Origin of the sequence: Amycolatopsis mongoliensis (assembly GCF_030285665.1) — a bacterium.
GTDB lineage: Bacteria > Actinomycetota > Actinomycetes > Mycobacteriales > Pseudonocardiaceae > Amycolatopsis > Amycolatopsis mongoliensis.
In genome coordinates this window covers 4,327,420-4,348,644 of record NZ_CP127295.1, presented here as the reverse complement: position 1 = coordinate 4,348,644, position 21,225 = coordinate 4,327,420, and the positions used below count along the sequence as shown (strand labels likewise).

Sequence of the window (21,225 nt, the reverse complement as noted above, 5' to 3'; positions counted from 1 at the left end):
ACGCCGGCGCGGTCTGGGTGTCCAACCTCGACCGCGGCACGCTGGTCCGGTTCCCGCTCACCGGCGGGCCAGGGCGGATCGTCGCGGCCGGCCTCGGGCCGGTCGACGACTTCGCCTTCCACGGCAGCACCGTCGTCGCCGCGATCAACCAGGAGAACCGGGTGGTCACGGTCGGCCGCGACGGCGTGCGGACCATACTGTCCACTTCGGACGGACTGGCCAACCCGACGGCGGTCGCCGTCCGTGACGACACGGTGTACGTCACGGACGGCGCCTACTTCGGCGGATCGCCGAACCTCCTTCAGGCGACGCTCGCCGCGAACACGTGCAGTGCCGGGTTCGACGGCAGCGTCACCGCCACGACCGCCTTGCCCGCGGTCAGCGGGACGGAGTTCGCGAACACCCGGTACGGCGTCGCCGGATAAGCCGGGCCGCTCCGGGTGTTCTTGCCCAGGACGGTCGCGACGGTCGTCGCGCCGTACCGGGCGGGGTCGGCGCAGCACCAGTTCGGCAGGCCCAGGTCGGCCTGGCTGGTGCTGCCGTCGGCGTACCGGACGACGACGGTGCCCTCGGCCGTCCCGGTGCCGGTGCCGGCCAGCACGAGCTTCGCGCCGGTACCCCGCACCGCGACGGTCTGCCCGGCCGCGACGACGTTGTCCGGCCGGCCGCTCCCGGCGTCCGGCCAGGTCAGCCGGGCCCCGTTCGCGGTGAACGCCGCTCCCGGCTCGAGTCCCGCCTCGGCGAGTCCTTCGGCGCGGAAGCTGCTGCCACCGCCGTCGAGGTCCCCGGCCGCGACGTGCGCCGCATCGGTGACGCCGACGTTCCCGTACGCCGCGGCCAAGGAGGCGTACGGGACGGTGACGGTCGAGGAGTCGACGGCCTGGTGCGCGCCGGCCCGGGCTCGGTAGGTCGCGGTGGCGGTGACCTGGTAGTCCGCGGGCTTCAGCCCGGCGTCCGGGGTCAGCGTCACCGGCACCTTGACCGTCTGACCGGGCCACACGAGCTTCGGTGCGGCCGAGACGTCGGCGTGAAAACCTTCTGCCCGCACCGAAAGCGTCACGTCCCGCACCGGCAGCGGCGTGCCGTTGGTGAAGCTCACGTTCGCCGCGGCGGCCTGGCCCGGTGCGGCCGGCGAAGGCGTGGTCAGCGTCGTCGAGCCGTTGTCGTCCTCGGGGAAGAACCCGCCGACGGCGCTCGCGCCGAACAGCCGGACGTCCTGCCGGTCACCCGCGCCGAGCCGGCCGGTCTTGACACGCACGACGCCGTGCGCGGCCGGGTCGAACCACCAGCCCGACGGCGCTCGGTCCAGCTCCGCCTTGCTGCCGTACTGGCGCAGAACACCGGTTCCCGCCCGGACCTCGGCCGGTTTCGTTCCCGTGTGGACGGACAGCTGGTAGTTCCGCGCGGCCGGCTTCCCGGGGTAGGTGCCGGTGCTCGCGCCGATCCCGACGGTCACCGTGCCGGGACCCGACCGAGGCGCGTCGACGGTGAACGTCTGCTCGGCCTGCTCACCGCGCTGGTAACCGCGGGTCACGCCGTCGTCCTCGGTGAGCGTGAAACCGCCCTTGCCCTGCGGGTAGACGTCGAGGTCCAGCTCTCCCTCGTCCCGCGTCCGCCACGACGTCGTGCCTTCGGCCCACATCGGCACGACGGCCCCGGCGCGGACGAACAGCGGCAGCGTGTCCAGGGGAGCGTCGTAACCGTCCACAGTGGTCGGCCCGGTGTAGGTCTTGCCGCTCCAGTAGTCGACCCAGGTGCCCTTGGGCAGGTAGATGCCGTCGCGCACGGTCGACTTCTCGTACACCGGCGCGACGAGGAAGTCCGTCCCGGACAGGAACTCGTACTTCGCCTTGTCGGTCCAGACGGTCGGGTCGTCGGGGTACTCGAGCGCGAGCGGGCGGACCTGGCCGACGCCGGTCCGGTGCGCCTGTACCGAGTAGCTGTAGGCGTAGGGCAGCAGCCGCTCCTTCAGCAGCAGGTACTTCCGGTTGATCGAGGTGTACGGCTCGCCCTGGCGCCACGGCTGCTTGTCCGAGGACGCCCAGCCGTCCATCGTCATCGCCGCCGGCAGGAACGTCTTCCACTGCAGGTCGCGGACGTAGGTCTGCGGGCTGCCGCCGAAGATGCCGTCGATGTCGCCGGTGTTGTACGCGATGCCGGACGTGGTCGCGCCCGCGTACGTCGGGATCTGCCACTTGATGTAGTCGTAGGAGCCGGACTGGTCCCCGCTCCACAGCACGCCGCAGCGCTGGGCCCCGGCCCAGCTGACCGGCTGCCAGACGAACCCGCGGGCGTCGCTGTTGTCTTCGATGCCCTGGTACGCGGTGTTGCAGGCGTCGAGCGCGAACTGGTAGCCCGGGCCCACCCACGCGACGTCCAGCTTGCGCACCCGCACGCCGGCCTTGACCTCGTCGGCCTGGTTCGGGACGCCGTCCTCGGTCCAGAGGCCGAGCTGCATCGCGTTCTTCCGCAGGCCCTCACCGGTTTGCTGCAGGTTCTCGTAGCCGCAGCCGTAGCCGTCGTTGACGAGCATCCAGCCGTTCGGCATGCCGTGCGCGGCGTAACCGTCGGCCACGCCGACCGCGTCGAGCGTGTGCCGCTCACCGCGATTTGCATTGTGCAAATAGCAATCCGAATCCCCCGTCTCCAAGCCGTAGACCGGCGGCAGGAACGGCTTGCCGACCAGGTCGGTGTATCCGCCGATGACGTCCTTGAGGGTGTCGCCGACGACGTAGGTCGCGTCGAAGCGGCGCTCGTCGTGGGTCGTCCTGACCGGGGCCGTGAAGGAGTAGCTGCCCGGGGCGAAGGTGTTGCGCAGGACGCCGTAACCCGAGGTGGAGGCGTAGAACGGCTGCGAGTTGGGCGCGCCGCCGTCGTTCCAGTTGTCGTCGGCGAAGATCTTGATCGTCCGGTCGCGGTGGCTGAACCGGCCGTTCTGCTCGCCGCCGCCGACGAACTGCTCGGTCGCGGTCCTGGCCAGGCTCTGCGTGGTCGTGGTGCCGGTCCAGGACAGCGGGGCGGACTCGGCCCAGAGCTGCCGGCGGTCGGCGGCGTCGAAGAGGGCGAACTCCAGCGGATGCTTGTACGCCCGCAGGGTCGCCTTGAGCGTCGAAATGGCCCAGTACGAGCCCTTGTCGACGCGTTTCGGCGTGGCCGGGGGCGTGGTCTTGGGCAGGACGATCCTGTCGGCGGCCGGGTCGGTGAAGGTCCCGTCGGGGGCGAGCCAGACCCGGACGGCGCCTTCGGCCGGGAAGCTCACGCGGACGGCGGCGGCGCCGGACTCCAGCGTCACCACCGGGCCGTCGGCCGAGATCCCGGTCAGGTCCCCGAGCTGCCCGGCGGGCGCCGCGGCCGGCTCGGCGTACGCCGCGGTGGGCGCCAGCCCGAGGGCGACAGCAGCGGCCAGACAGCCGATTGACTGCGCAACTCTGCTCATTCGAGACACCTTTCGCGCATCAACACGCATCAGGAGCTCTGTATAGCGCACGTTTCGCGCAGTGTCACCCGCCGAACCGGTTCGGCGGCCCGACTCACGACTTCCGTCGGGTCTCCCCTCCGCGCCCGGCCGGTCACCTGCCGAGGGTTCCGGTCCCGGGGTGACGTGCGCGGATTTCGCCCGCGGAAATCGCTCTCCCCATTTCGGTGAATATTCAAATGCGGCACTCCCATGATCGGCACGTGCATCCGCACGCGAGCTGTGCACACTCGTCGCCGCGAACCCGGCGCGCCCGAGGAAATGGTTGCTGTGCGCCAAATCCACCGGTATGTTGGCGCGGTCCCCGTGGGCTTGCATCGGTCGCCGGGGTTCGCGCTGCTCGGCTGCCGCGGGGAGGCTGCCGCCGGGATAGCGCTTTCCGGCGGTCGGGGTCACCGCCGGGGAGCAGGAGGGAAGCAGTGCCTTGGCATACCCGGGAACGGTCATGGACGACCGCGTAGCCGATCCGTACCTGGTCGGGCAGGAAGCCATCGCGGGTGAGCTGCTGCGCGGCAAGTGGTGCGTCTACCTGCACGAGTGGCTCGGCGACGACCACGATCTCGCCACCTGGCGCGCCGAGGTGGCGACGCACGCGGCGGAGTCCGGCGTCGAAGTGTGCTTCGTGGAGATCCCGCGCAAGGACATGACGCTCGTGGCCAACGTGCACGCGCTGCCGAGCTTCGAGCAGGTCACCCAGTCCGTGGCGGCACTGGAGCACTACCGGCACGCGGTCGCGGGACACCGGTGGCGCGGCCGGCTGGCCCAGTGACACGAGCGCGGCCGCCGTCGGCGTTCCGGTGCCGGTGGCGAGCGGAACGGTGACGACGGTGCCCGCGATCCGGGCGAAACGGTGGTCTAACCCTGTTTCCCGCTCACGACGCGCTGCTGGTCCGCCAGGAAGTGCGCGGTCTCCCCGGTCGCGTCGTACAGCGACCGGTAGTGCCGGTAGAACTCCTCGTAGCGCGCACGGTTCTCCGCGTCCGGCGTGACCGTCGCGGCGATCGGGTTCCCGCGGGAGGCATCCATCCCGACCGCCTCCGCCGCCAGCAGCGCGTCACCCAAGCACGCCCCGATCGTCTCCGCCGGGATCTGCTGCGGCAGCCCGGTCACGTCCGAGACGATGCGGGTCCACAGCCCGCCCTTCGTCCCGCCGCCGACCGCCACCAGCCGTCCCGCCGCCCCGCCCGCGGAGGCCATCGCCTCCAGGTTGTGCCGCACGCCGTAAGCGATCCCCTCCAAGGCGGCGCGGTAGATCTCGGCCCAGCCGTGCGACGTCGTCAGCCCGGCCAGCACACCCCGCGCGTCCGGGTCGAACAGCGGCGTCCGTTCCCCCGCGAAGTACGGCAGCAGCAACAGCCCCCGGCTCCCGGCCGGCACCGAGGCCGCCTCCGCCACGAGATCCTCGTAGGAAGCCCCGGCCAGTCTCCGCAGCCAGTCGGTCACCGCGCCGGACGTCGCCATGCCCGCCGCCAGCGTGAAACTGCCCGGGACGACCCCGCGCGTGCCCCACAGACCGGGGTGCGGGCGCGGTTCGGTCAGCACCTGGACGAGGAACATCGTCGTGCCGTACATCACCATCACGTCGCCCGGCTCGCGGACGCCGACGCTCGCCGCCTCGGCCCAGGCGTCCACCGTCCCCGCCGTCACCGGCAACCCCGCGGGCAGCCCGGTCAGCGCGGCCGCGGCCGCGGTGACCTCCCCCGCGACCTCGGTCGGCCACAGCAGCTCCGGCAACGGCAGTCCCGGCGCGACGCGCTCGGCCCAGTCCTCGGCCCATTCGCCGGCCACGAGGTCGTACATCGGTGTGCACTGGCTCGCCGAGTGGTGGTCCAGGACGTACCGGCCGGTCAGCCGGTGCACCAGGAACGAGCTCGCCATCAGCAGCTTCTCCGTGCGCGCGTGGACGTCCGGCTCGTGCCGGGCCAGCCAGCGCACCTTCGGCCCGACCGCCTGGCTCGTCAGCGGCGAACCCCCGCGCGCCAGGATTTCGGCCGCGCCGAGCTCTTCGTTCAGCTCGGCGATCTCCGCGCCCGCTCGCGTGTCGACGCCGTAGAGGATCGCCGGCCGCAACGGCGTTCCGCCGGCGTCGGCGGGCAGGAGGCACGGCCCGATGCCGCTGATCCCGAGCCCGGCGAGCGGCCGGCCTCCGGCGGCGCGCAGCAGGTCGGCGACGATCCCGGTGAAGTCCGCCCACCAGACCGTTTCGGCGTCGTGCTCGAACCAGCCCGGACACGGCGTCGAGACGGCGTGCTCGCGGACCGACCGGGCGAGCACCGCGCCGCCGGGGTCCACCAGCACACCCTTCGAGCTGGCCGTGCCGATGTCGACGCCGAGCAGCAGTCCCGTCATCCGCCCCTCCACGGACCAAACTGCGGGAAATCGATTACTGCCACGCTATGGTGTGCCGGAAGCACTGTCAACGAAGGCGGACGAGGACGCGGTGGCGACGATCTCCGATGTGGCGGCGCTGGCCGGGGTCTCCACCGCGACCGTGTCCAGGGCGCTCAACGGCAAGTCCACTGTGGACCCCACACTGGCCGGGCGCGTGGCCAGAGCCGTCGAAGAGCTCGGTTACACCCCGAACGGCCTGGCGCGCAGCCTGCGCCGCCGCGAGACCGCGGTGCTGGCACTGATCATCTCCGACGTCGAGAACCCGTTCTTCACCGCGATCGCGCGCGGGGCCGAGGACGCGGCGCAGGCCGCCGGGTACTCGGTGATGCTGTGCAACTCCGACGAGAGCACCGCCAAGGAACGCCGGTACGTCGAGGTCGCGGCCCAGGAGCGGCTCGCCGGCGTGATCATGTCGCCGACCACCGCCGACAGCGACGTCCGGCCGCTGACCACCCACCGGACGCCGATCGTGACGGTCGACCGGCGGCTCGCCTCGGCGGACTGCGACGCCGTGCTGCTGGACTCCCGCGCCGCGGCCCGGGACGCCGTGTCGCACCTGGCTTCCCAGGGCTACCGGCGGATCGGCTGCATCGCCGGCCCGCCCGGCGTCACCACGGCCGACGACCGGCTCGACGGTTACCGCGACGGACTCCGCGCCGCGGGCCGGAAGTACTCGGCGAAACTGGTGCGCCGCGGCGAATTCCGCGAAGCCGGCGGCCGCGAAGCCGCGACCCGGCTGCTGGCGGAACCCGGCCCGCCGGACGCCCTCCTCGTCTCCAGCAGCACGATGTCGGTCGGCGTGCTGCAGGTGATGGCGGAGCTCGGCCTGCGGTCCGGCCGCGACGTCGGGATCGTGTCGTTCGACGACGCACCGTGGGCGACGCTGATCTCGCCGGCGCTCACGGTCGTCGCCCAGCCCGCCCACGCGATGGGCCGGCTGGCCGCCCGCCTCCTGCTCGACCGCATCGGCGACGGCGGTTCCCGCGCGACGACCACGACGACGATGGCCGCGCAGCTGATCGTCCGGGGCAGCTCCACCCGCTGAGCGGGACGCCCGGAGTCACCGAGCAGCCCCCGCCCTCTCCGCGGAGTCCCCGGCAAAGTCGCGTCCCGCCGGTCGGCCGCCGAGGCCGGCTCGCGGCCCGATTCGGACCGGCCCCACCCCCCGCGAGCCGCTCGCCCCGAGGTTGACTTCAACCTTGCTTCAGCTTTTACCGTCGCCACCATGACTGCTCCTCCCATCCCCCGCACCGTCTGGATCGCCTCCGGCGTCATGGCGCTCGGCGGGTTCCTGGGCAACATGGACGGTTCGATCGTCGCGGTCGGGCTGGAATCGATGAGGCTGCACCTGGGGGTCGGCCTCATCGAAATCCAGTGGGTGGCGACGGCCTTCCTGCTCGGCCTCTCGGCGGCCCTCCCGCTGACCCCGTGGCTCGTCAGGAAACTCGGCGCCGGCCGGCTGTGGCTCTGGGCGCTGGCAGCGTTCCTGCTGACGTCGGCAGCCTGCGCGCTCGCCCCGGACGCCGGCACCCTGATCGCCTTGCGCACCCTGCAGGGCATGGCCGCCGGCGTCATGGTCACCGCCGGGCAGACGGTGATCGGGCTGGCCGTCGGGCCGGACCGGCTCGGCCGCACCATGGGCACGCTGGGCCTGGTCGTCGGGCTGGCGCCGGTCGTCGGGCCGAGCGTCGGCGGGTTCCTGCTCGCGCACTTCTCGTGGCCGGTGCTGTTCTGGCTCAACCTGCCGATCGGGCTGGTCGCGTTCGGCCTGGCACTGCGGTACGTGCCGCGCGGCGACCGCGGGCAGCCGCCGCCGGTGGACTGGCCGGGGCTGTTCCTGATCTCGCTCGGCCTGCCGGTGCTGGTCTACGCGCTCACCGAACTCGACGCCGTCTCGGCGGCTGCCGGTGCCGCGGCGCTCGCCGTCTTCGCCTGGCGTTCGCTGCGGGCGCGGCGCCCGGTGCTGGACCTGCGGCTGGCCGCACGGCCCGTCATGGGTTCGGCGCTGACGTCCGTCCTGCTGGCCGGCGCCGGGATGTTCGGCGCGGTCCTGCTGCTGCCGCTGTGGTTCCAGGTCCGGCTCGGCGCCGGGCCCGCCGAGGCCGGTGTCCTGCTCGCGCCGATGGGCCTGGCCACCACGGTGTTCGTGCTCGTGGCCGGACGGCTGACCGACCGCCACGGCGGCGGCACCGTCTCGCTCACCGGTTCGGTGGTGGTGCTGGCGAGCACCGTCCCGCTACCGTGGCTCGGCCCGGACTCCCCGCTGTGGCTGGTCCAGGCGTTGCTCGTGGTCCGCGGCGCGGGACTCGGGCTGGCGATCATGCCCGCGTCGACGGCGGCGTACGCGTCGGTCGACGCGGGCGAACTGGGCCACGCGACGGCTTTGGTCAACATCGTGATGCGCGTGGGCGGCGCACTCGGCGGCGCGGTGTGCGTGATCGTGCTGTCCCGCGGCCTCACCGTGGACCCGGCGACCGGGTTCGGCTGGGCGTTCGGGGTACTGGGGGCCATCTGCGTCCTCGGCACGGCGGCGACGGCCTGGCTCCGGCGCGCCGAGCGTTCGTCCACAGTGGACGTCACGACGTGATCCACCTGGGAACCTGGCGCGATCACCGGTTTGGTGATTTCCTGGAGCCGACCAACCACTGTCGGTAAGGGGAAGGGCTGGCGATGTCGGGGGTGTCCCAGCGGCTTTTGGCGGCCGCGGCAGCAGCGGCGGTATCGGGGAGCCTGCTGGCGGCAACGCCGGCGTCGGCCGCCCCGTCGATCGACTGGAAGCCGTGCGCGGACGCGCCCGGCGTGGACTGCGGCACGGTGACCGTGCCGATCGACTGGGCACACCCGGACCGCGGCACGGCGAGCATCGCGCTCGCCCGGCGCAAGGCGACGGACCCGCAGGCGCGCATCGGGTCGGTCCTGATGGACCCGGGCGGCCCCGGCGGACCGGGCGCCGGTGGGGTCAAGGGCGGCTGGTCGCTCTCGCCGGAGATCACCAAGCGCTTCGACACCGTCGGCTTCGACCCGCGCGGCGTCGGCGACAGCACGCAGATCAAGTGCGGGCTCGACGAGGTCATCGCCGACCACCCGCAGGTGCCGCGCAACCAGGCCGAGTTCGACCAGCTCGCGGCGTACAACCGCAAGCTCGGCGAAAGCTGCAACCGGCTTTCCGGGCCGCTCGGCCAGTTCGGCGACACCGAGAGCGTCGCGCGGGACATGGACGCGATCCGCGCCGCGCTCGGTGAGAAGAAGCTGACGTACTACGGCGTTTCCTACGGCACGCTGATGGGCCAGCAGTACGCCGAGCTGTTCCCGGACAAGGTCCGCGCGCTCGTGCTGGACAGCAACATGGACCACTCGCAGTTCACCGCGTTCGAGTTCCTGAACAGCGAAACCCAGTCGGTGCAGGCGGAGTTCGGCGAGTTCGTGGCGTGGTGCGGCAGGACGCCGAGCTGCGCGCTGCACGGCCGGGACGTCTCGAAGCTGACGCGCGACCTGCAGGACAAGGCCGCGCGCGGGGAGCTGAAGGACCCGCAGAGCGGCGAGGTCGTCACGCCGCTTTCGCTGGCGTCGATCTTCCAGGGCTCCTTCTACGGCCCGAGCTGGGACAGGCTGGCGACGGTCCTCAAGTCGTTCGCGGACGGCACCCCGCCCGCCGCGGCGGCGCAGCTGAGGGAGGACATCCCGGTCAACACCGTGTTCCAGAGCGTGTTCTGCGACGACTGGAAGCTGCCGGTGCACAACTACGCCGAGCTCGAGGCCTACCGGCGGACGGCCGCGGCCCTCGCGCCGGACGTCAAGGTCAACTCCCTGGGCTGGCAGGCGATCACCGGGTGCATCGGCTGGCCCAACCGGACGAGCAACCCGCAGCACCCGCTGCAGGTGCACGGCGCGCCGCCGCTGCTGATGCTGAGCAGCAAGTACGACCCGGCGACGCCGTACGCGTGGTCGCAGGCCGCGGCCCGGCAGAGCGGCAGCACGCTGCTCACCTACGACGGCTGGGGCCACGGCGCCTACGGCAAGAACAGCCAGTGCGTGATCAAGGCGACCGACGACTACCTGATCAGCGGAAAGCTGCCGGCGCGCGGCACGCACTGCGCGGCGGTCGAACCGGGAACGCCCGAAGCCCGGATCGCCGGGCCGAAGGCGCCGGCGCCGATCGGCTTCTGACGCTTCCGCCGCGTGGCCGGAACGAGGCACAATCGTTCCGGCCACGCACTGGTGCGGGGAGAGGAGCCGAGAATGCTTCGTCGCTTCTTCGTCATGGCCGCGGCGGTCGTCGCGGCGAGTTCCCTGCCCACGGCACCGGCGGAAGCGTCATCCCGCGACGGCGGGTATCTCGCGCTCGGTGACTCCGTCGCGTTCGGTTACCGCCCCAACGCGGGCGCGGCCTACCTGAACGCGGCCGACTTCAGCGGCTACGCGGAGAAGTACGCGTCGCTGCGCGGGCTCCGGCTCGCCAACGCGTCCTGTCCCGGCGAAACGACGGGCAGCATGCTGGTCGTCAGCGCGCCGAGCAACGGCTGCGAGAACGGCTACCGCCTGGCGTACCCCCTGCACGTCGGCTATGCGGGAGCGCAGATCGACTACGCCTTGCAGTACCTGCGGTCCCACCGGGACACCCGGCTCGTGACGCTGACGATCGGCGCCAACGACATGTTCCTGTGCCAGGCCACGACGCCGGACCACTGCACCGGCGCTTCCTTCCAGGCCGCTTTGAACCAGGTGAGCCGCAATCTCGCGGCGATCCTTTCCGCGGTGCGCGCCCGCTACCGCGGCGACCTGGTGCTGGTGTCGTACTACTCGCTCGACTACCGGGACCCGGCCCAGGTGGCGCAGGTCAAGGCGATCGACGCGGCGCTGACGCAGGTGACCCGCCGCTACCACGGCAAGATCGCGGACGGCTTCACGGCGTTCTTCCTGGCTTCCCTGCGCGCGGGCGGCGACCCGTGCGCGGCGGGGTTGCTGATCAAGCTGCCGACGGGCGGCTGCGACGTCCACCCGACCGCGGCCGGCCACCGCGCGCTGACGGCAGCCTTGGCGTTCGCGCGCTGACTCAGACGGCCTGAACCTCGACCCCGGCGGCTTCGAAGGCCCGCAAGACTTCCGGATCGGCGTCGGTGTCGGTGACCAGGGCGTCCACCTGCGTCGTCTCGCAGATCCGCGCGAAGGCGCGCCGGCCCAGCTTCGACCCGTCCGCGACGGCGACCACGCGCTCGGCCCGTTCGACCATCAGCCGGTTGATGCTGGCCTCACCCTCGTGGTGGGCGAACGCGCCGGCGTCGGGATCGAAGGCGTCGACGCCGAGGAACAGCAGGTCGATGGTGAGCTCACTGAGGACGCGCGTGGCCAGCGGCCCGCTCAGTTCGAACGACTGCGGCCGCGCGACCCCACCGGTGACGACGATCTTGACGTTCGGCCGCACGGCGAGCTCGTGCGCGATGTTCAGCGCGTTGGTGACGACGGTGAGCCCCGGCGCGTCACCCCGTCCGCCCAGGTCGGACCGGATGGCGAGCGCCCGGGCGACCCCCGCGGTGGTGGTACCCCCGTTGAGGCCGACGACCATGCCCTTCGACGCGAAGGCAGCGGCGGCGGCGCTGATCCGCTGCTTCTCGGGAACGTGCCGGGCGGTCTTGTAGCGCAGCGGCAGGTCGTAGGCAAGATCGTTGGCGACGGCGCCCCCACGGGTGCGCGTGAGCAGCTGCTGTTCGGCGAGGTGGTCGAGATCCCGCCGGATGGTGGCGGCCGAGACGTCCAACTCCGCGGCGACGTCCTCGACGTCGATCTTTTCCCGCTGCCCCAGCATGTCCAGCAGGGTGCTCAACCGTTCGTGCCGGGCCATCGGCAGTACTCCCTCGTGCCTTCGACGGCTCATCGCGCACGAGGTTGCGCTGTTGGCCGCCGTTTCGAGCAGTATGCTGCATCGGCGGTGGTCGCTGCACGCGGCACGCCGTTTCGCGCCGGCTTCGTCTAGCCGGGGTTTCGAAGATGCGGCCTCGCCGGGGCGTGGGGAATCGGCTCGGTGCGGAGCGTCGATTCCCCACGCAACGGTGTCTCTGCCGGGCTTCGTTTGGACCAGCCTTTCGTGTGATGAACATGCGTTCGGATGTCGGTAATCTTGGTGCGTGGACAGCGAAACGGTGTGGAAAGCGGATGCGGTGGCCCTGGCCGACCGCATCTCCGCGCTGCTCACCGTCGTGCGCTCTGCCGAGGCCGAGATCGGTGCCCTGCTCGTGGAAATCGAGTCTCGCGGGGTCATGGAACTCTTCGGCTACCGGTCTGTCGGCCGGTTGTTCGAGCATCTCGCCGACGTTCCCAAGGCCGCCGCCGAGAACGTGGTCAAACGAGCCCGAGCCCTCACGCCGAGCCGCAATCTCGACGGCACTCCCATCCCCGCCGTCGCTCCCGCCACCGGCAACGCCGCGTTGGACGGCCGGTTGAGCACCCCGATGATCGACACCATCGTCGGTGTCATGACGCAAGTTCCGCCCGAACACCGCGATAACGCCGAACGAGACTTGCTGTCCTTCGCCGAAGACGCCGGGCACAAGCAAGTCGCCGCACTGGGCGCCCGCATTCTGGCCCACCTCGATCCCGACGGCACCGAACCCGACACCGCTGAACCGGCCACCCCCGGCCGCGAACTCTCCTTGCGCCGCAAAAGAACCGGGATCTGGGAACTTCAGGGCCGCTTCGACGACGAAACCGGCGCCCGCGCCAGCGCCCTGCTGGATTCCCTGGCCGAACGCCGCAGAGCCGACGACGGCCCCGACTTCCGCTCCCCGCAGGAACGCTACGGCGACGCCTTCTCCGACGCGATCGACCTCGCCCTGAATTCCCCGGACCTGCCGATGCAGGCGGGCGAACGAGCCCACGTCATGGTCGCAGTCTCCCTGGAAGACTTGAAGTCCGGTGTCGGCCAGGCGACCCTCGGCGACCTTGGCACGATTTCCGCGGCCGAAGCCCGGATCCATGCCTGCGACTGCCAGATCATCCCCGCGGTGCTGGGCGGCAAGGGTGAACCCCTCGACCTCGGTCGTCTCCGGCGGTTGGTCTCACCCGGCCTCCGCCGCGCGCTGTACCTGCGCGACCGCGGCTGCGCGTTCCCCGGCTGCCATCGCCCGCCTCGCCACTGCCAGGGCCACCACATCCGGCACTGGGCAGATGGCGGGCCGACCGAGCTGGGCAACCTGGTCCTGATGTGCGGCCACCACCACCGGTTGCTGCACCGCTCCGGCTGGCAAGTCCGCATCGCCGCCGACGGCCTCCCCGAGTTCCTGCCACCGGTGTTCCTGGACAAACGCCGAAAACCCAGGCGCAACAACCTCCACGAGCCGTTACCGTTCGCCGCCTGATCAACCGAAGAGGGGAAAGGCCCCGCAGCCACCGGCTACGGGCCTACACCCACGCTCAAGGGCAGGCCCACCCCTCACGAACCACTATCAGTATCGGGAGTACCGGGAACCCGAAGATCCCAAGGACGTGCAACCGCCCCGAACAATTCGCCGCCGGCAGGCATCATCTCGCCACCACGAGTCACCCCGTCGCTGACAAGCACGAGTCCCCCCATCACGACCAGCCCGACTTCGAGTACTCCGCGACGCGCCGCATGCGATCAGCTCCTCTCGCGGACCCGCCACCTCGGCCGGCTCTCCCCAACCGAACCCGAGGACCAGGTACCGACTCGCGAACCAGTTCGCCGAGCCATCAGCAGGCCTCGTCTCCCAGAAGCGCCACCGCAACCAGTCGGCCGCCGACACCATCATCGATGGGCTGCTCACCGGCGCACAGAAACGCCGCCGAACTCGCTTCACCCGGACGCGAGCGAGCCGAATACCCCAGCCCGTATCTCCGAGCAACCACCCAACGCCAGTGAACCCGCATGGGCCCGCGCGACCACCGACCGCGACACCACCCAGCCCGGCCGCCCGAAACCGATGAGCCCGCTCTCTGTACCCACCCTGCATCCCCAAGCAGCCACCCCGCCGCCGCACGACCCCGCACAACCACAACCGCGACACCACCAACCCCAGACCGCCCGAAACCGGCGAGCCCTGCACCGAGCCTGCATCCGAACTGCTGCCCCCACGTCAGCAGCTACTCGCCACCACCCCCGCCCAGCGCCGGGAATCCCAAAACCACCCCCGAAACCGAGCGCCGGACAAAAGACACCGTCAAGGCAACCGCGCACCCGTCGCCGAGTCGAACAGGTGGACCGACTCCCTCTGTGGCGCCAGCCTGATCCGCTCTCCCCGCTGCCACGGCGCCATCCCCGGCGTCCGGACCGTCAGCACCTCCGACCCGGCCCGGCAGTACAAATACTGGTCGCTCCCCAGCTCCTCCACCACCTCGACCACCGCGTCGACCCCGGACCCGATCGTCCACCCCTCCGGGCGGACCCCCACCACCAACCCCGGTCCCGTCAACGCCGAACGCTGAGCGGGCGTCAGCGGGACCGACCACGGCCCGTCCACCGTCGTCGAAAGCAGGTTCATCGCCGGCGACCCGATGAACCCGGCCACGAACACGTTCGCCGGGCGGGCGAACAGGCCGATCGGGGTGTCGCACTGCTGCAGCACTCCGTCGCGCAGTACTGCCACCCGGTCGCCCATCGTCATCGCTTCGACCTGGTCGTGCGTCACGTACAGCGTTGTGACGCCCAGGCGGCGTTGCAGCGAAGCGATCTGCGTCCGCGTCTGCACTCGCAACTGTGCGTCCAAATTGGACAGCGGCTCGTCCATCAGGAACACGCTCGGCTCGCGGACGATCGCCCGGCCCATCGCCACCCGCTGGCGCTGGCCGCCCGACAGCCGCGCCGGCTTGCGGTCCAGGTACGCCGTCAGGTCCAGCAACGCCGCCGCCTCGGCAACCCGGCGACGACGCTCCGGCACCGGGACGCGGGCCAGCTTCAGGTGGAAGCCGATGTTCTCCCCGACCGTCATGTGCGGGTACAGCGCGTAGTTCTGGAACACCATCGCGATGTCCCGGTCCTTCGGCGGCACCGCGGTGACATCGCGCGCTCCGATGTGGATCGAGCCGTCGTCGACGCCCTCCAGGCCCGCCAGCATCCGGAGCGTCGTCGACTTGCCGCAGCCGGACGGGCCGACCAGCACCAGGAACTCCCCGTCGGAAACCGAAAGATCCAGTCCGTCGACCGCCGGGCGGTCCACTCCCGCGTAGAACCGGGTCGTGTCCTGGAAACTCACCGTGGCCATCGTGTCCTACTTTCCGGCGCCGAGCGTCAGGCCGGAGATGATCCGGCGGGCGAGCACGAGGTACAGCACGAGCATCGGGAGCACCACGATCGCCACGCCGGCGATCAGGCCGCCGTACTCCGACTGGTAGCTCGCCGCTCCGTAGAACGTGAACAGCGCGCGGGACAGCGTGAAGTGCGCCTGGTCCTTCAGGAACACGATCGCCAGCAGCGTCTCGTTCCACAGGCCGATCGCGTTCAGCGTCAACGCCGTGATCAGCCCGCCGCGCGCCAGCGGCAGCATCACCGAAAAGAAGGTCCGCACCGGTGACGCGCCGTCCAGCGCGGCCGCCTCCTCGAGCTCGTCCGGCAGCGAGCGGAAGAACCCCGTCAGGAGGAACACCGTGAACGGGATCGACAACGCGACGTACAGCACGAACAGCCCGTACTCGTTGTCCAGGTGGATCCGGCTCAGCACCACGAACAGCGGGATGATCACCGTCTGGAACGGCACGCCCATGCCGATCGCGACCACGTTCGTCAGCGGCCCGGACCCGCGCACGCCGAGCCTGGTCAGCGCGTACGCGCAGGGCGCCGACACGGCCACCGTCGCCACGGTCGCCAGCCCGACCAGCACCACCGTCGTCAGCACCGCGTCGCCGAACCCCGCGTTGGTCCACGCGTAGGCGAAGTTGCGGAACGGCTTGCCGAGGTGGAACCACTGGTACGGCAGCGCGAACGGCTTCGTGAAGATCTCCACCGGCGTCTTGAACGCCGCCGTGACCAGCCAGTACAGCACCAGCACGTTGCCGGCGGTGAACAGCCAGACGATCGAGGACCCGAGCAGCCGCAGCGGGTTCAGCCGCCGCGAGCCCGGTGCCGGCCGCGGCTTGCGCGGCACCTTCCGGACGCGCGTCTCAGAACTGGAGAGCGTCACGGCGCATCACCCGCCTCAGCAGCACCACGAGCACGGACACCAGCGCGATCATCGCCACCGCGCAGGCGCAGGCGGCCCCGAAGTCCGGCGTGCCGTTCGAGCCGAAGGTCCGGTCGAACACGTAGATCCCGAGCGTCCACGCCTGGTTCGGCGGGGCGTACGTGCCCGGCCCGGCCAGCACGAACACCAGCTCGAAGATCTTCAGCGCGTTGATCGTCCACAGCACCCCGGCGACGCCGACGACGTCCCACGTCATCGGCAGCGTGATGTTCCGGAACTTCTGCCACGGCGACGCGCCGCCCAGCTCGGCGTCCTCGTAGAGGTACGGCGGGATCCGGTCGACCGCGGCCATCAGGATCGTGATGTAGAAGCCCGAACTGGCCCAGATCAGCGACGCCGTCACGACCCCGGTCACGTTGGCCGGCGCCAGGAACTTCGCCGCGTCCGCACCGGCGTGCTCCAGCACGAAGTTCGCGAGGCCCTGCTTGCCCGGCTGGTACTTGAACACGAACCCGAGGAACATGCCGAGCGCCACCGGCGCCACGATGTTGGGGAAGAACAGGATCGCCCGGACGACCTTGCCGCCGCGCATGTCCCGCAGCACCATGGTGAACAGGAACGCCAGCGCGAACGTGCCGACGCCGCCGAGGAAGACGTACACCAGCGTGTTGCGGAAGGCGTACTGGAACGAGTCGCTCGCCCACATCCGCGTGTAGTTGGTGACGCCGTTCGGCTGCGGCGTGTCACCCGCGCCGGCCCAGGCGGTGAAGCTCAGGACCACGGTCGCGAGCGTCGGCAGCACCAAGAAGGCCAGGTACAGCGCCAAAGCCGGAGCGGCGAACGGCCAGAACAGCCGCTTCTTGCGGCGCAGGTGCGCGCCGCCGGCGTCTCGGGTTTCCGAAACCCGCGGCGCCGGCGCCGTCGTGAGCGTCGCCATCAGCTCTGGTTCTTCCAGAACTCGGCACCCTTCACGGCCAGCTGGTCCACGAACTGCTGCGGGCTGAGCTGCCCCTTCAGCAACGCGGTGTCCGCCGGGTCGAACACATCGGTCTGCCACTTGCCGCCCGCGACGCCGTCGATCCCGTCGTACTGCAGCACGTGCTCCTTCTTCGGGTCGTCCATCGCGGCCTTGACCTGCTTGAGGTCGTCCGGCACGGCGAGGTCGGCGCGCGGCACGAGGTTGTCGGCCACCGCCGGGATGCCCGACAGGATGTCCTTGTTCAGGAAGTATGCGATGAACGCCTTGGCGGCCTCGGCGTGCCGGGCCTTCCTGGGCACCGCGAACCCGATCGACATCTGCTCGACGGTGTCGTGCGTGGCACCGGCCGGCATCGGGAACTGGAACGAACCGTAGTCGATCTTCGTCCCGGTTCCCTGCTTGTCCAGGTACTCGCGCGTCTCGCTCGGTGCCCAGGTGCCGACGTAGAGGTAGCGCGAGTCGCCGTCGGCCCAGCGCTGCTGCACCTGCGGGAACTTCGCCGCGTCCCAGCCGTCGATGAAGTACTTCGGCAGTTTCGCGGTTTCGGTGGCGGCCTTGAGGAAGCCGGGGTCGCTCTGCCACGCCTGACCGGTCTTGTCGGTCGCCGCCTTGTTCAGCCCGCCCGCGCCGACGTACCGCTCGGCGAGCTGGGTGAAGAAGTACATGTTGTAGAACGGGATGTCGCCGTCCTGGCTGATCGCGGCCTTGCCGTCCGCCTTCGCCTTGTCGAACAACGCGACCAGGTCGTCCATCGTCCTGGGCTGCTGGACGTCACCCGCGGCCTTCTTGTCGAACCACCAGGCGCTCGACTGCACGGTGTAGGGGACCATGAAGTTGTGGCCCTCGTGGTCCTTGTTCTGCGCGAAGTCGTAGGAGCTGGGCGAAAGCACGTCCTTCACCGTCTTTCCGCCCTCGCCGACCTTCATCGCGAAGACGTCGTCGACGCTCTGCGTGCCGCCCGGCGTCACGATGGCCGCGCCGACCTTGCTGACGTCCTGGTCGAACAGGTCCGGCACGGCGTCGGTGTTCAGCGCGGGCACCAGGTTCTGCGTGTAGGCCTTGCGCCCGAGCCACTGGACGTTCACCTGGACGCCGGTTTTCTCCTGGAAGCACTTGAACGCCTTCTGGAGGACCTTGCCCTGCGGCTCGTCGGCGGTCCACATGGCCCAGTAGGTGAACTCCTTGTCGGTGGCCGGCTTGACCGCCGCCTCCGGGCACGGCGCGGTGAGGTACTGGTCGACCCCGGGCAGCGCGTTCTCGCCGGATCCACTGCCCGTGTCAGCGCCTCCGCCGCAGCCCGCCAGGAGGAGTGAGGCCCCCACCGCACACGCCATGACTTTGCTTCGTCGCATCCGCCACCACCCGGTCGATCGAATATCGCGCAAGTTCTGCGCATTAGTGCGCAGTTTTATGGGCTTTCAAGCATCTGTCAACACAAGCACTCGCAACAATCGCCGCACTTCGGTCATGACGGCGTCGCGTCCGGCACCCAGGTACTTCCGCGGGTCGACGCGCTCCGGGTGCGCGCGCCAGTCGCCCGCGGCCGCCGCGGTGAACACCTTGTTGAGCTGGGTCGCGATGTTGATCTTCGTCATCCCCGCCCGCACGGCTTCGGCGAGCCCTTCGTCCGGCACCCCGGACGAGCCGTGCAGCACCAGCGGTACCGGTACCCGTTCGCGCAGCCGCGCGATGAGGTCGAAGTCCAAGGCGGCGTCCCGGGTCAGCATGGCGTGCGAACTGCCGACGGCCACCGCGAGCGCGTCGACCCCGGTGGCCGCGACGAACTCCGCCGCCTCGCCGGGATCGGTGCGGGCGCCCGGCGCGTGCACGCCGTCCTTCCCGCCGATCTCGCCGAGCTCGGCCTCCACCCAGACGCCGTGGTCGTGGCAGAACGCGGCGACCTCGCGCGTCTCGCGCACGTTGTCCGCATAGTCCAGCTTGGACGCGTCGAACATGACCGAACCGAACCCGAGCGCGACGGCTTCGCGCACCAGCTCGCGGGATTCGGCGTGGTCGAGGTGCACGGCGACGCGGGCCTCGGCCGCGCGGGCCGCGGCCAGCGCGGCGCCCCCGATCGGTGCCAGCGCGCCGTGGTAGCGCACGGCGTTCTGGCTGAGCTGCACGATCACCGGCGCGTCCGCCAGGGCCGCGCCCTCGACGATCGCCGTGATGTGTTCCAGCTGGATGGCGTTGAAGGCGCCGCAGCCCCGCCGGGCCGACACGGCCTCCGCGACGATCTCCCCGGTGGTCACCAGAGGCATCAGGACTCCCGTTCCGGCCGGGCGCGCACGGCGACCAGCTCCCGTTCCCGGTGGTAGTGCGCGAAGTCGACGTCGCCGGCGAGCGGCCCGAGCACGGCCGCGCCGGACAGCGCGACGGCCCGGCGCAGGATCTCCGGCCACGGCTCGCGGCGGCAGAGCCCGAGCGCGAGCGCCGCGACCACGGCGTCGCCCGCCCCGGTGCTGTTACCGGTGAGCACACTCGACGGCGTCGCGTGCCAGGTGCCCGCGGCCGTCACCGCGAGCAGGCCGTCGGCCCCGAGCGACACGACGACCGCGCCGGCCCCGGCTCCGCGCAGCTCTTGCGCGGCCGCGACCGGATCCGCCAGGCCGGTGACCTCGCGGAGTTCTTCGCTGTTGGGCTTGACCACGGTCGGCCGCCCGGCCAGCCCGGCGAGCAGCGCCGCGCCCGAAGTGTCCAAAACCGACGTCGCGCCGGCGAGCAGCCGCGCGTAGCCGTCCGGCGGCGCACCCGGCGGCAGGCTGCCGGAACAGACCAGCACCTCGGGTTCGCGGCGGCGGACGCGCTCGGCCAGCAGCGCCCATTCGGCCGCGCTCAGCTCCGGCCCCGGTTCGTTGAGGAGCGTGACCGCACCGTCCACCGCGGACAGCACGGTCGTGGTCCGGCGGGTCTCGCCGGCGATCGGCACCAGGTCCGCGGGCAGCCCGGCCGCGCCGAGGTCGGCGGCGAACGCGGCCCCGGTGGCGCCGCCCGCGGTGGTGACTGCGCGAACGTCGGCGCCGAGCGCGTGCAGCACGCGGGCGACGTTCACGCCCTTGCCGCCCGCCCGGTGCCGGACATCGCGCGCCCGGTGCACGGCGTCGGGCACCAGACTGTCCACTGTGTACGTGACGTCGAGCGCGGCGTTCGGCGTCACGGTGACGATCATGTGAGGACGACGGATCGCGTGAGGCTGCGCGGGCGGTCCGGGTCCAGGCCCTTGCGCCGGGCGATCGCGCCGGCCACGAGCTGGGCGCGGACGAGATCGGCGAGCGGGTCGAGGCCGCTCTCGGCGAAGGTGCCGCCCGCGCGGCGGACGTCGTCGGCGAGACCGTCCGGCGCGCGGCCGAACATCCAGGTCACGCGGCCCGGCTCGCTGATGCTGATCGGGCCGTGCCGGTAGTCCCACGCGGGGTAGGACTCCGTCCACAGCAGGCACGCCTCGCGGAACTTGAGCGCGGCCTCGTTCGCGATCCCGACCGACCAGCCGGTGCCGAGGAAGCTGAACTGCGCGGCGCCGACCAGCGACTCCGGCAGTGGTTCGGCCAGGACGCGTTCGGCCTGCGCGACGACGTCGGTCAGGTCCTCGCCGAGGTGCGCGCGCAGCATCGCGAGCGCCGTGGTGGCGAACCGGGTCTGCACGACCGAGCGTTCGTCCACCGCGGACAGGTCGACGACGGCGCCGGCGGCGCCCGCGATCGCGGCGGGCACGCCGGTGATCGCCGTGGTCTTCGTCCGGCCGCGCAGCTTCGCGAGCAGGGTGTGCACCTCGGTGGTGGTGCCCGAGCGGCTCAGCGCGAGCACGTGGTCGTAGGCGCGGCCGGCCGGGAACTCGGACGCGGCGAAGGCGTCGGTCTCGCCGAGCCCGGCGGTTTCGCGCAGCACGGCGTAGGCCTGGCCGACGAACCACGACGTGCCGCAGCCGACGACCGCCACCCGGGCCCCCGGCGCGGGCAGCCGCCCGCTGTTCGCGGCGGCGAACGCGCCGGCCTCCCGCCAGCAGCCGGGCTGGCTGGCGATCTCCGCCGCCATGAAGGTCCCGCTCATGAACTCCCCATCCGTGCCGGTTACGCGCAACAGCTGTCACGGTAGGTGCAGTTTTGTGCATCGTCAATCGGCATATCGAGCATATTCACGCAGTGAGTGCGCACGCGCGTGCAGACGACGCGGGACCGGAGACACGAAAAAGGCCACCCTCGGCGAGGGTGGCCTGTAGGGAGAGCTTGCACTGCGCGGATCGAGCGGGACCGGCT

General features: G+C 71.2%; 16 protein-coding genes. 6 read left to right on the top strand and 10 right to left on the bottom strand.

Going from position 1 to position 21,225, the window contains the following annotated elements; genetic code table 11:
* Positions 1-301 precede the first annotated feature (301 nt).
* Complete coding sequence (locus QRX60_RS21280; protein ID WP_286002510.1) at positions 302-3,436, bottom strand: TIM-barrel domain-containing protein; 3,135 nt, start codon at positions 3,434-3,436, stop codon at positions 302-304.
* A gap of 484 nt (positions 3,437-3,920) precedes the next feature.
* On the opposite strand from QRX60_RS21280, the gene QRX60_RS21275 reads away from it, so the two are divergent.
* Complete coding sequence (locus QRX60_RS21275) at positions 3,921-4,244, top strand: hypothetical protein (RefSeq protein WP_286002509.1); 324 nt, start codon at positions 3,921-3,923, stop codon at positions 4,242-4,244.
* A gap of 86 nt (positions 4,245-4,330) precedes the next feature.
* Here QRX60_RS21275 and QRX60_RS21270 read toward each other — a convergent pair whose 3' ends face one another.
* Complete coding sequence (locus QRX60_RS21270) at positions 4,331-5,824, bottom strand: FGGY-family carbohydrate kinase (RefSeq protein ID WP_286002508.1); 1,494 nt, start codon at positions 5,822-5,824, stop codon at positions 4,331-4,333.
* A gap of 91 nt (positions 5,825-5,915) precedes the next feature.
* Here QRX60_RS21270 and QRX60_RS21265 point away from each other — a divergent pair, with 91 nt between their 5' ends.
* The 4 genes from QRX60_RS21265 (at position 5,916) to QRX60_RS21250 (ending at position 10,918) form a co-directional block, all read left to right on the top strand.
* Positions 5,916-6,911, top strand: a complete 996-nt coding sequence (locus QRX60_RS21265) for a LacI family DNA-binding transcriptional regulator (RefSeq protein WP_286002507.1) — start codon at positions 5,916-5,918, stop codon at positions 6,909-6,911.
* Positions 6,912-7,091: 180 nt separating this feature from the next.
* Entirely contained in the window at positions 7,092-8,453 is a 1,362-nt protein-coding gene (locus QRX60_RS21260; RefSeq protein WP_286002506.1) for an MDR family MFS transporter, read from the top strand.
* Positions 8,454-8,536: 83 nt separating this feature from the next.
* Entirely contained in the window at positions 8,537-10,033 is a 1,497-nt protein-coding gene (locus QRX60_RS21255) for an alpha/beta hydrolase (protein WP_286002505.1), read from the top strand.
* 72 nt (positions 10,034-10,105) lie between these two features.
* Positions 10,106-10,918: an SGNH/GDSL hydrolase family protein gene (locus tag QRX60_RS21250; protein WP_286002504.1), complete on the top strand. Its 813-nt coding sequence runs from the start codon at positions 10,106-10,108 to the stop codon at positions 10,916-10,918.
* Between the two features lies 1 nt (position 10,919).
* Here the strand turns inward: QRX60_RS21250 and QRX60_RS21245 are convergent, their stop codons facing one another.
* Complete coding sequence (locus QRX60_RS21245) at positions 10,920-11,705, bottom strand: DeoR/GlpR family DNA-binding transcription regulator (RefSeq protein ID WP_286002503.1); 786 nt, start codon at positions 11,703-11,705, stop codon at positions 10,920-10,922.
* A 283-nt stretch (positions 11,706-11,988) separates the two neighbouring features.
* Here QRX60_RS21245 and QRX60_RS21240 point away from each other — a divergent pair, with 283 nt between their 5' ends.
* Positions 11,989-13,218: an HNH endonuclease signature motif containing protein gene (locus tag QRX60_RS21240; protein WP_286002502.1), complete on the top strand. Its 1,230-nt coding sequence runs from the start codon at positions 11,989-11,991 to the stop codon at positions 13,216-13,218.
* Between the two features lie 819 nt (positions 13,219-14,037).
* Here QRX60_RS21240 and QRX60_RS21235 read toward each other — a convergent pair.
* From QRX60_RS21235 to QRX60_RS21205, 7 genes are all read right to left on the bottom strand, one after another.
* Positions 14,038-15,078, bottom strand: coding sequence for an ABC transporter ATP-binding protein (locus QRX60_RS21235; protein WP_286002501.1), 1,041 nt, complete (start codon positions 15,076-15,078; stop codon positions 14,038-14,040).
* 6 nt (positions 15,079-15,084) lie between these two features.
* Entirely contained in the window at positions 15,085-15,993 is a 909-nt protein-coding gene (locus tag QRX60_RS21230) for a carbohydrate ABC transporter permease (RefSeq protein WP_286002500.1), read from the bottom strand.
* Positions 15,974-16,930, bottom strand: coding sequence for a carbohydrate ABC transporter permease (locus QRX60_RS21225; RefSeq protein WP_286002499.1), 957 nt, complete (start codon positions 16,928-16,930; stop codon positions 15,974-15,976). The genes QRX60_RS21230 and QRX60_RS21225 overlap by 20 nt, the downstream gene beginning before the upstream one ends.
* Complete coding sequence (locus tag QRX60_RS21220) at positions 16,930-18,306, bottom strand: ABC transporter substrate-binding protein (RefSeq protein WP_408630275.1); 1,377 nt, start codon at positions 18,304-18,306, stop codon at positions 16,930-16,932. The genes QRX60_RS21225 and QRX60_RS21220 overlap by 1 nt, the downstream gene beginning before the upstream one ends.
* Positions 18,307-18,390: 84 nt before the next feature.
* Positions 18,391-19,233: a class II fructose-bisphosphate aldolase gene (locus tag QRX60_RS21215; RefSeq protein ID WP_286002497.1), complete on the bottom strand. Its 843-nt coding sequence runs from the start codon at positions 19,231-19,233 to the stop codon at positions 18,391-18,393.
* Positions 19,233-20,141, bottom strand: a complete 909-nt coding sequence (locus QRX60_RS21210) for a 1-phosphofructokinase family hexose kinase (protein ID WP_286002496.1) — start codon at positions 20,139-20,141, stop codon at positions 19,233-19,235. The genes QRX60_RS21215 and QRX60_RS21210 overlap by 1 nt, the downstream gene beginning before the upstream one ends.
* Complete coding sequence (locus tag QRX60_RS21205; RefSeq protein WP_286002495.1) at positions 20,138-21,019, bottom strand: SIS domain-containing protein; 882 nt, start codon at positions 21,017-21,019, stop codon at positions 20,138-20,140. Before QRX60_RS21205 ends, QRX60_RS21210 begins: the two co-directional genes overlap by 4 nt.
* Positions 21,020-21,225: the final 206 nt, after the last annotated feature.

Excerpts from the sequence above, each read along its gene's own strand:
- QRX60_RS21280 (WP_286002510.1), bottom strand. The coding sequence starts at position 3,436 with ATGAGCAGAGTTGCGCAGTCAATCGGCTGTCTGGCCGCTGCTGTCGCC.
- QRX60_RS21275 (WP_286002509.1), top strand. The coding sequence starts at position 3,921 with ATGGACGACCGCGTAGCCGATCCGTACCTGGTCGGGCAGGAAGCCATC.
- QRX60_RS21270 (WP_286002508.1), bottom strand. The coding sequence starts at position 5,824 with ATGACGGGACTGCTGCTCGGCGTCGACATCGGCACGGCCAGCTCGAAG.
- QRX60_RS21260 (WP_286002506.1), top strand. The coding sequence starts at position 7,092 with ATGACTGCTCCTCCCATCCCCCGCACCGTCTGGATCGCCTCCGGCGTC.
- QRX60_RS21255 (WP_286002505.1), top strand. The coding sequence starts at position 8,537 with ATGTCGGGGGTGTCCCAGCGGCTTTTGGCGGCCGCGGCAGCAGCGGCG.
- QRX60_RS21250 (WP_286002504.1), top strand. The coding sequence starts at position 10,106 with ATGCTTCGTCGCTTCTTCGTCATGGCCGCGGCGGTCGTCGCGGCGAGT.
- QRX60_RS21245 (WP_286002503.1), bottom strand. The coding sequence starts at position 11,705 with ATGGCCCGGCACGAACGGTTGAGCACCCTGCTGGACATGCTGGGGCAG.
- QRX60_RS21235 (WP_286002501.1), bottom strand. The coding sequence starts at position 15,078 with ATGGCCACGGTGAGTTTCCAGGACACGACCCGGTTCTACGCGGGAGTG.
- QRX60_RS21225 (WP_286002499.1), bottom strand. The coding sequence starts at position 16,930 with ATGGCGACGCTCACGACGGCGCCGGCGCCGCGGGTTTCGGAAACCCGA.
- QRX60_RS21220 (WP_408630275.1), bottom strand. The coding sequence starts at position 18,306 with ATGGCGTGTGCGGTGGGGGCCTCACTCCTCCTGGCGGGCTGCGGCGGA.
- QRX60_RS21215 (WP_286002497.1), bottom strand. The coding sequence starts at position 19,233 with ATGCCTCTGGTGACCACCGGGGAGATCGTCGCGGAGGCCGTGTCGGCC.
- QRX60_RS21210 (WP_286002496.1), bottom strand. The coding sequence starts at position 20,141 with ATGATCGTCACCGTGACGCCGAACGCCGCGCTCGACGTCACGTACACA.
- QRX60_RS21205 (WP_286002495.1), bottom strand. The coding sequence starts at position 21,019 with ATGAGCGGGACCTTCATGGCGGCGGAGATCGCCAGCCAGCCCGGCTGC.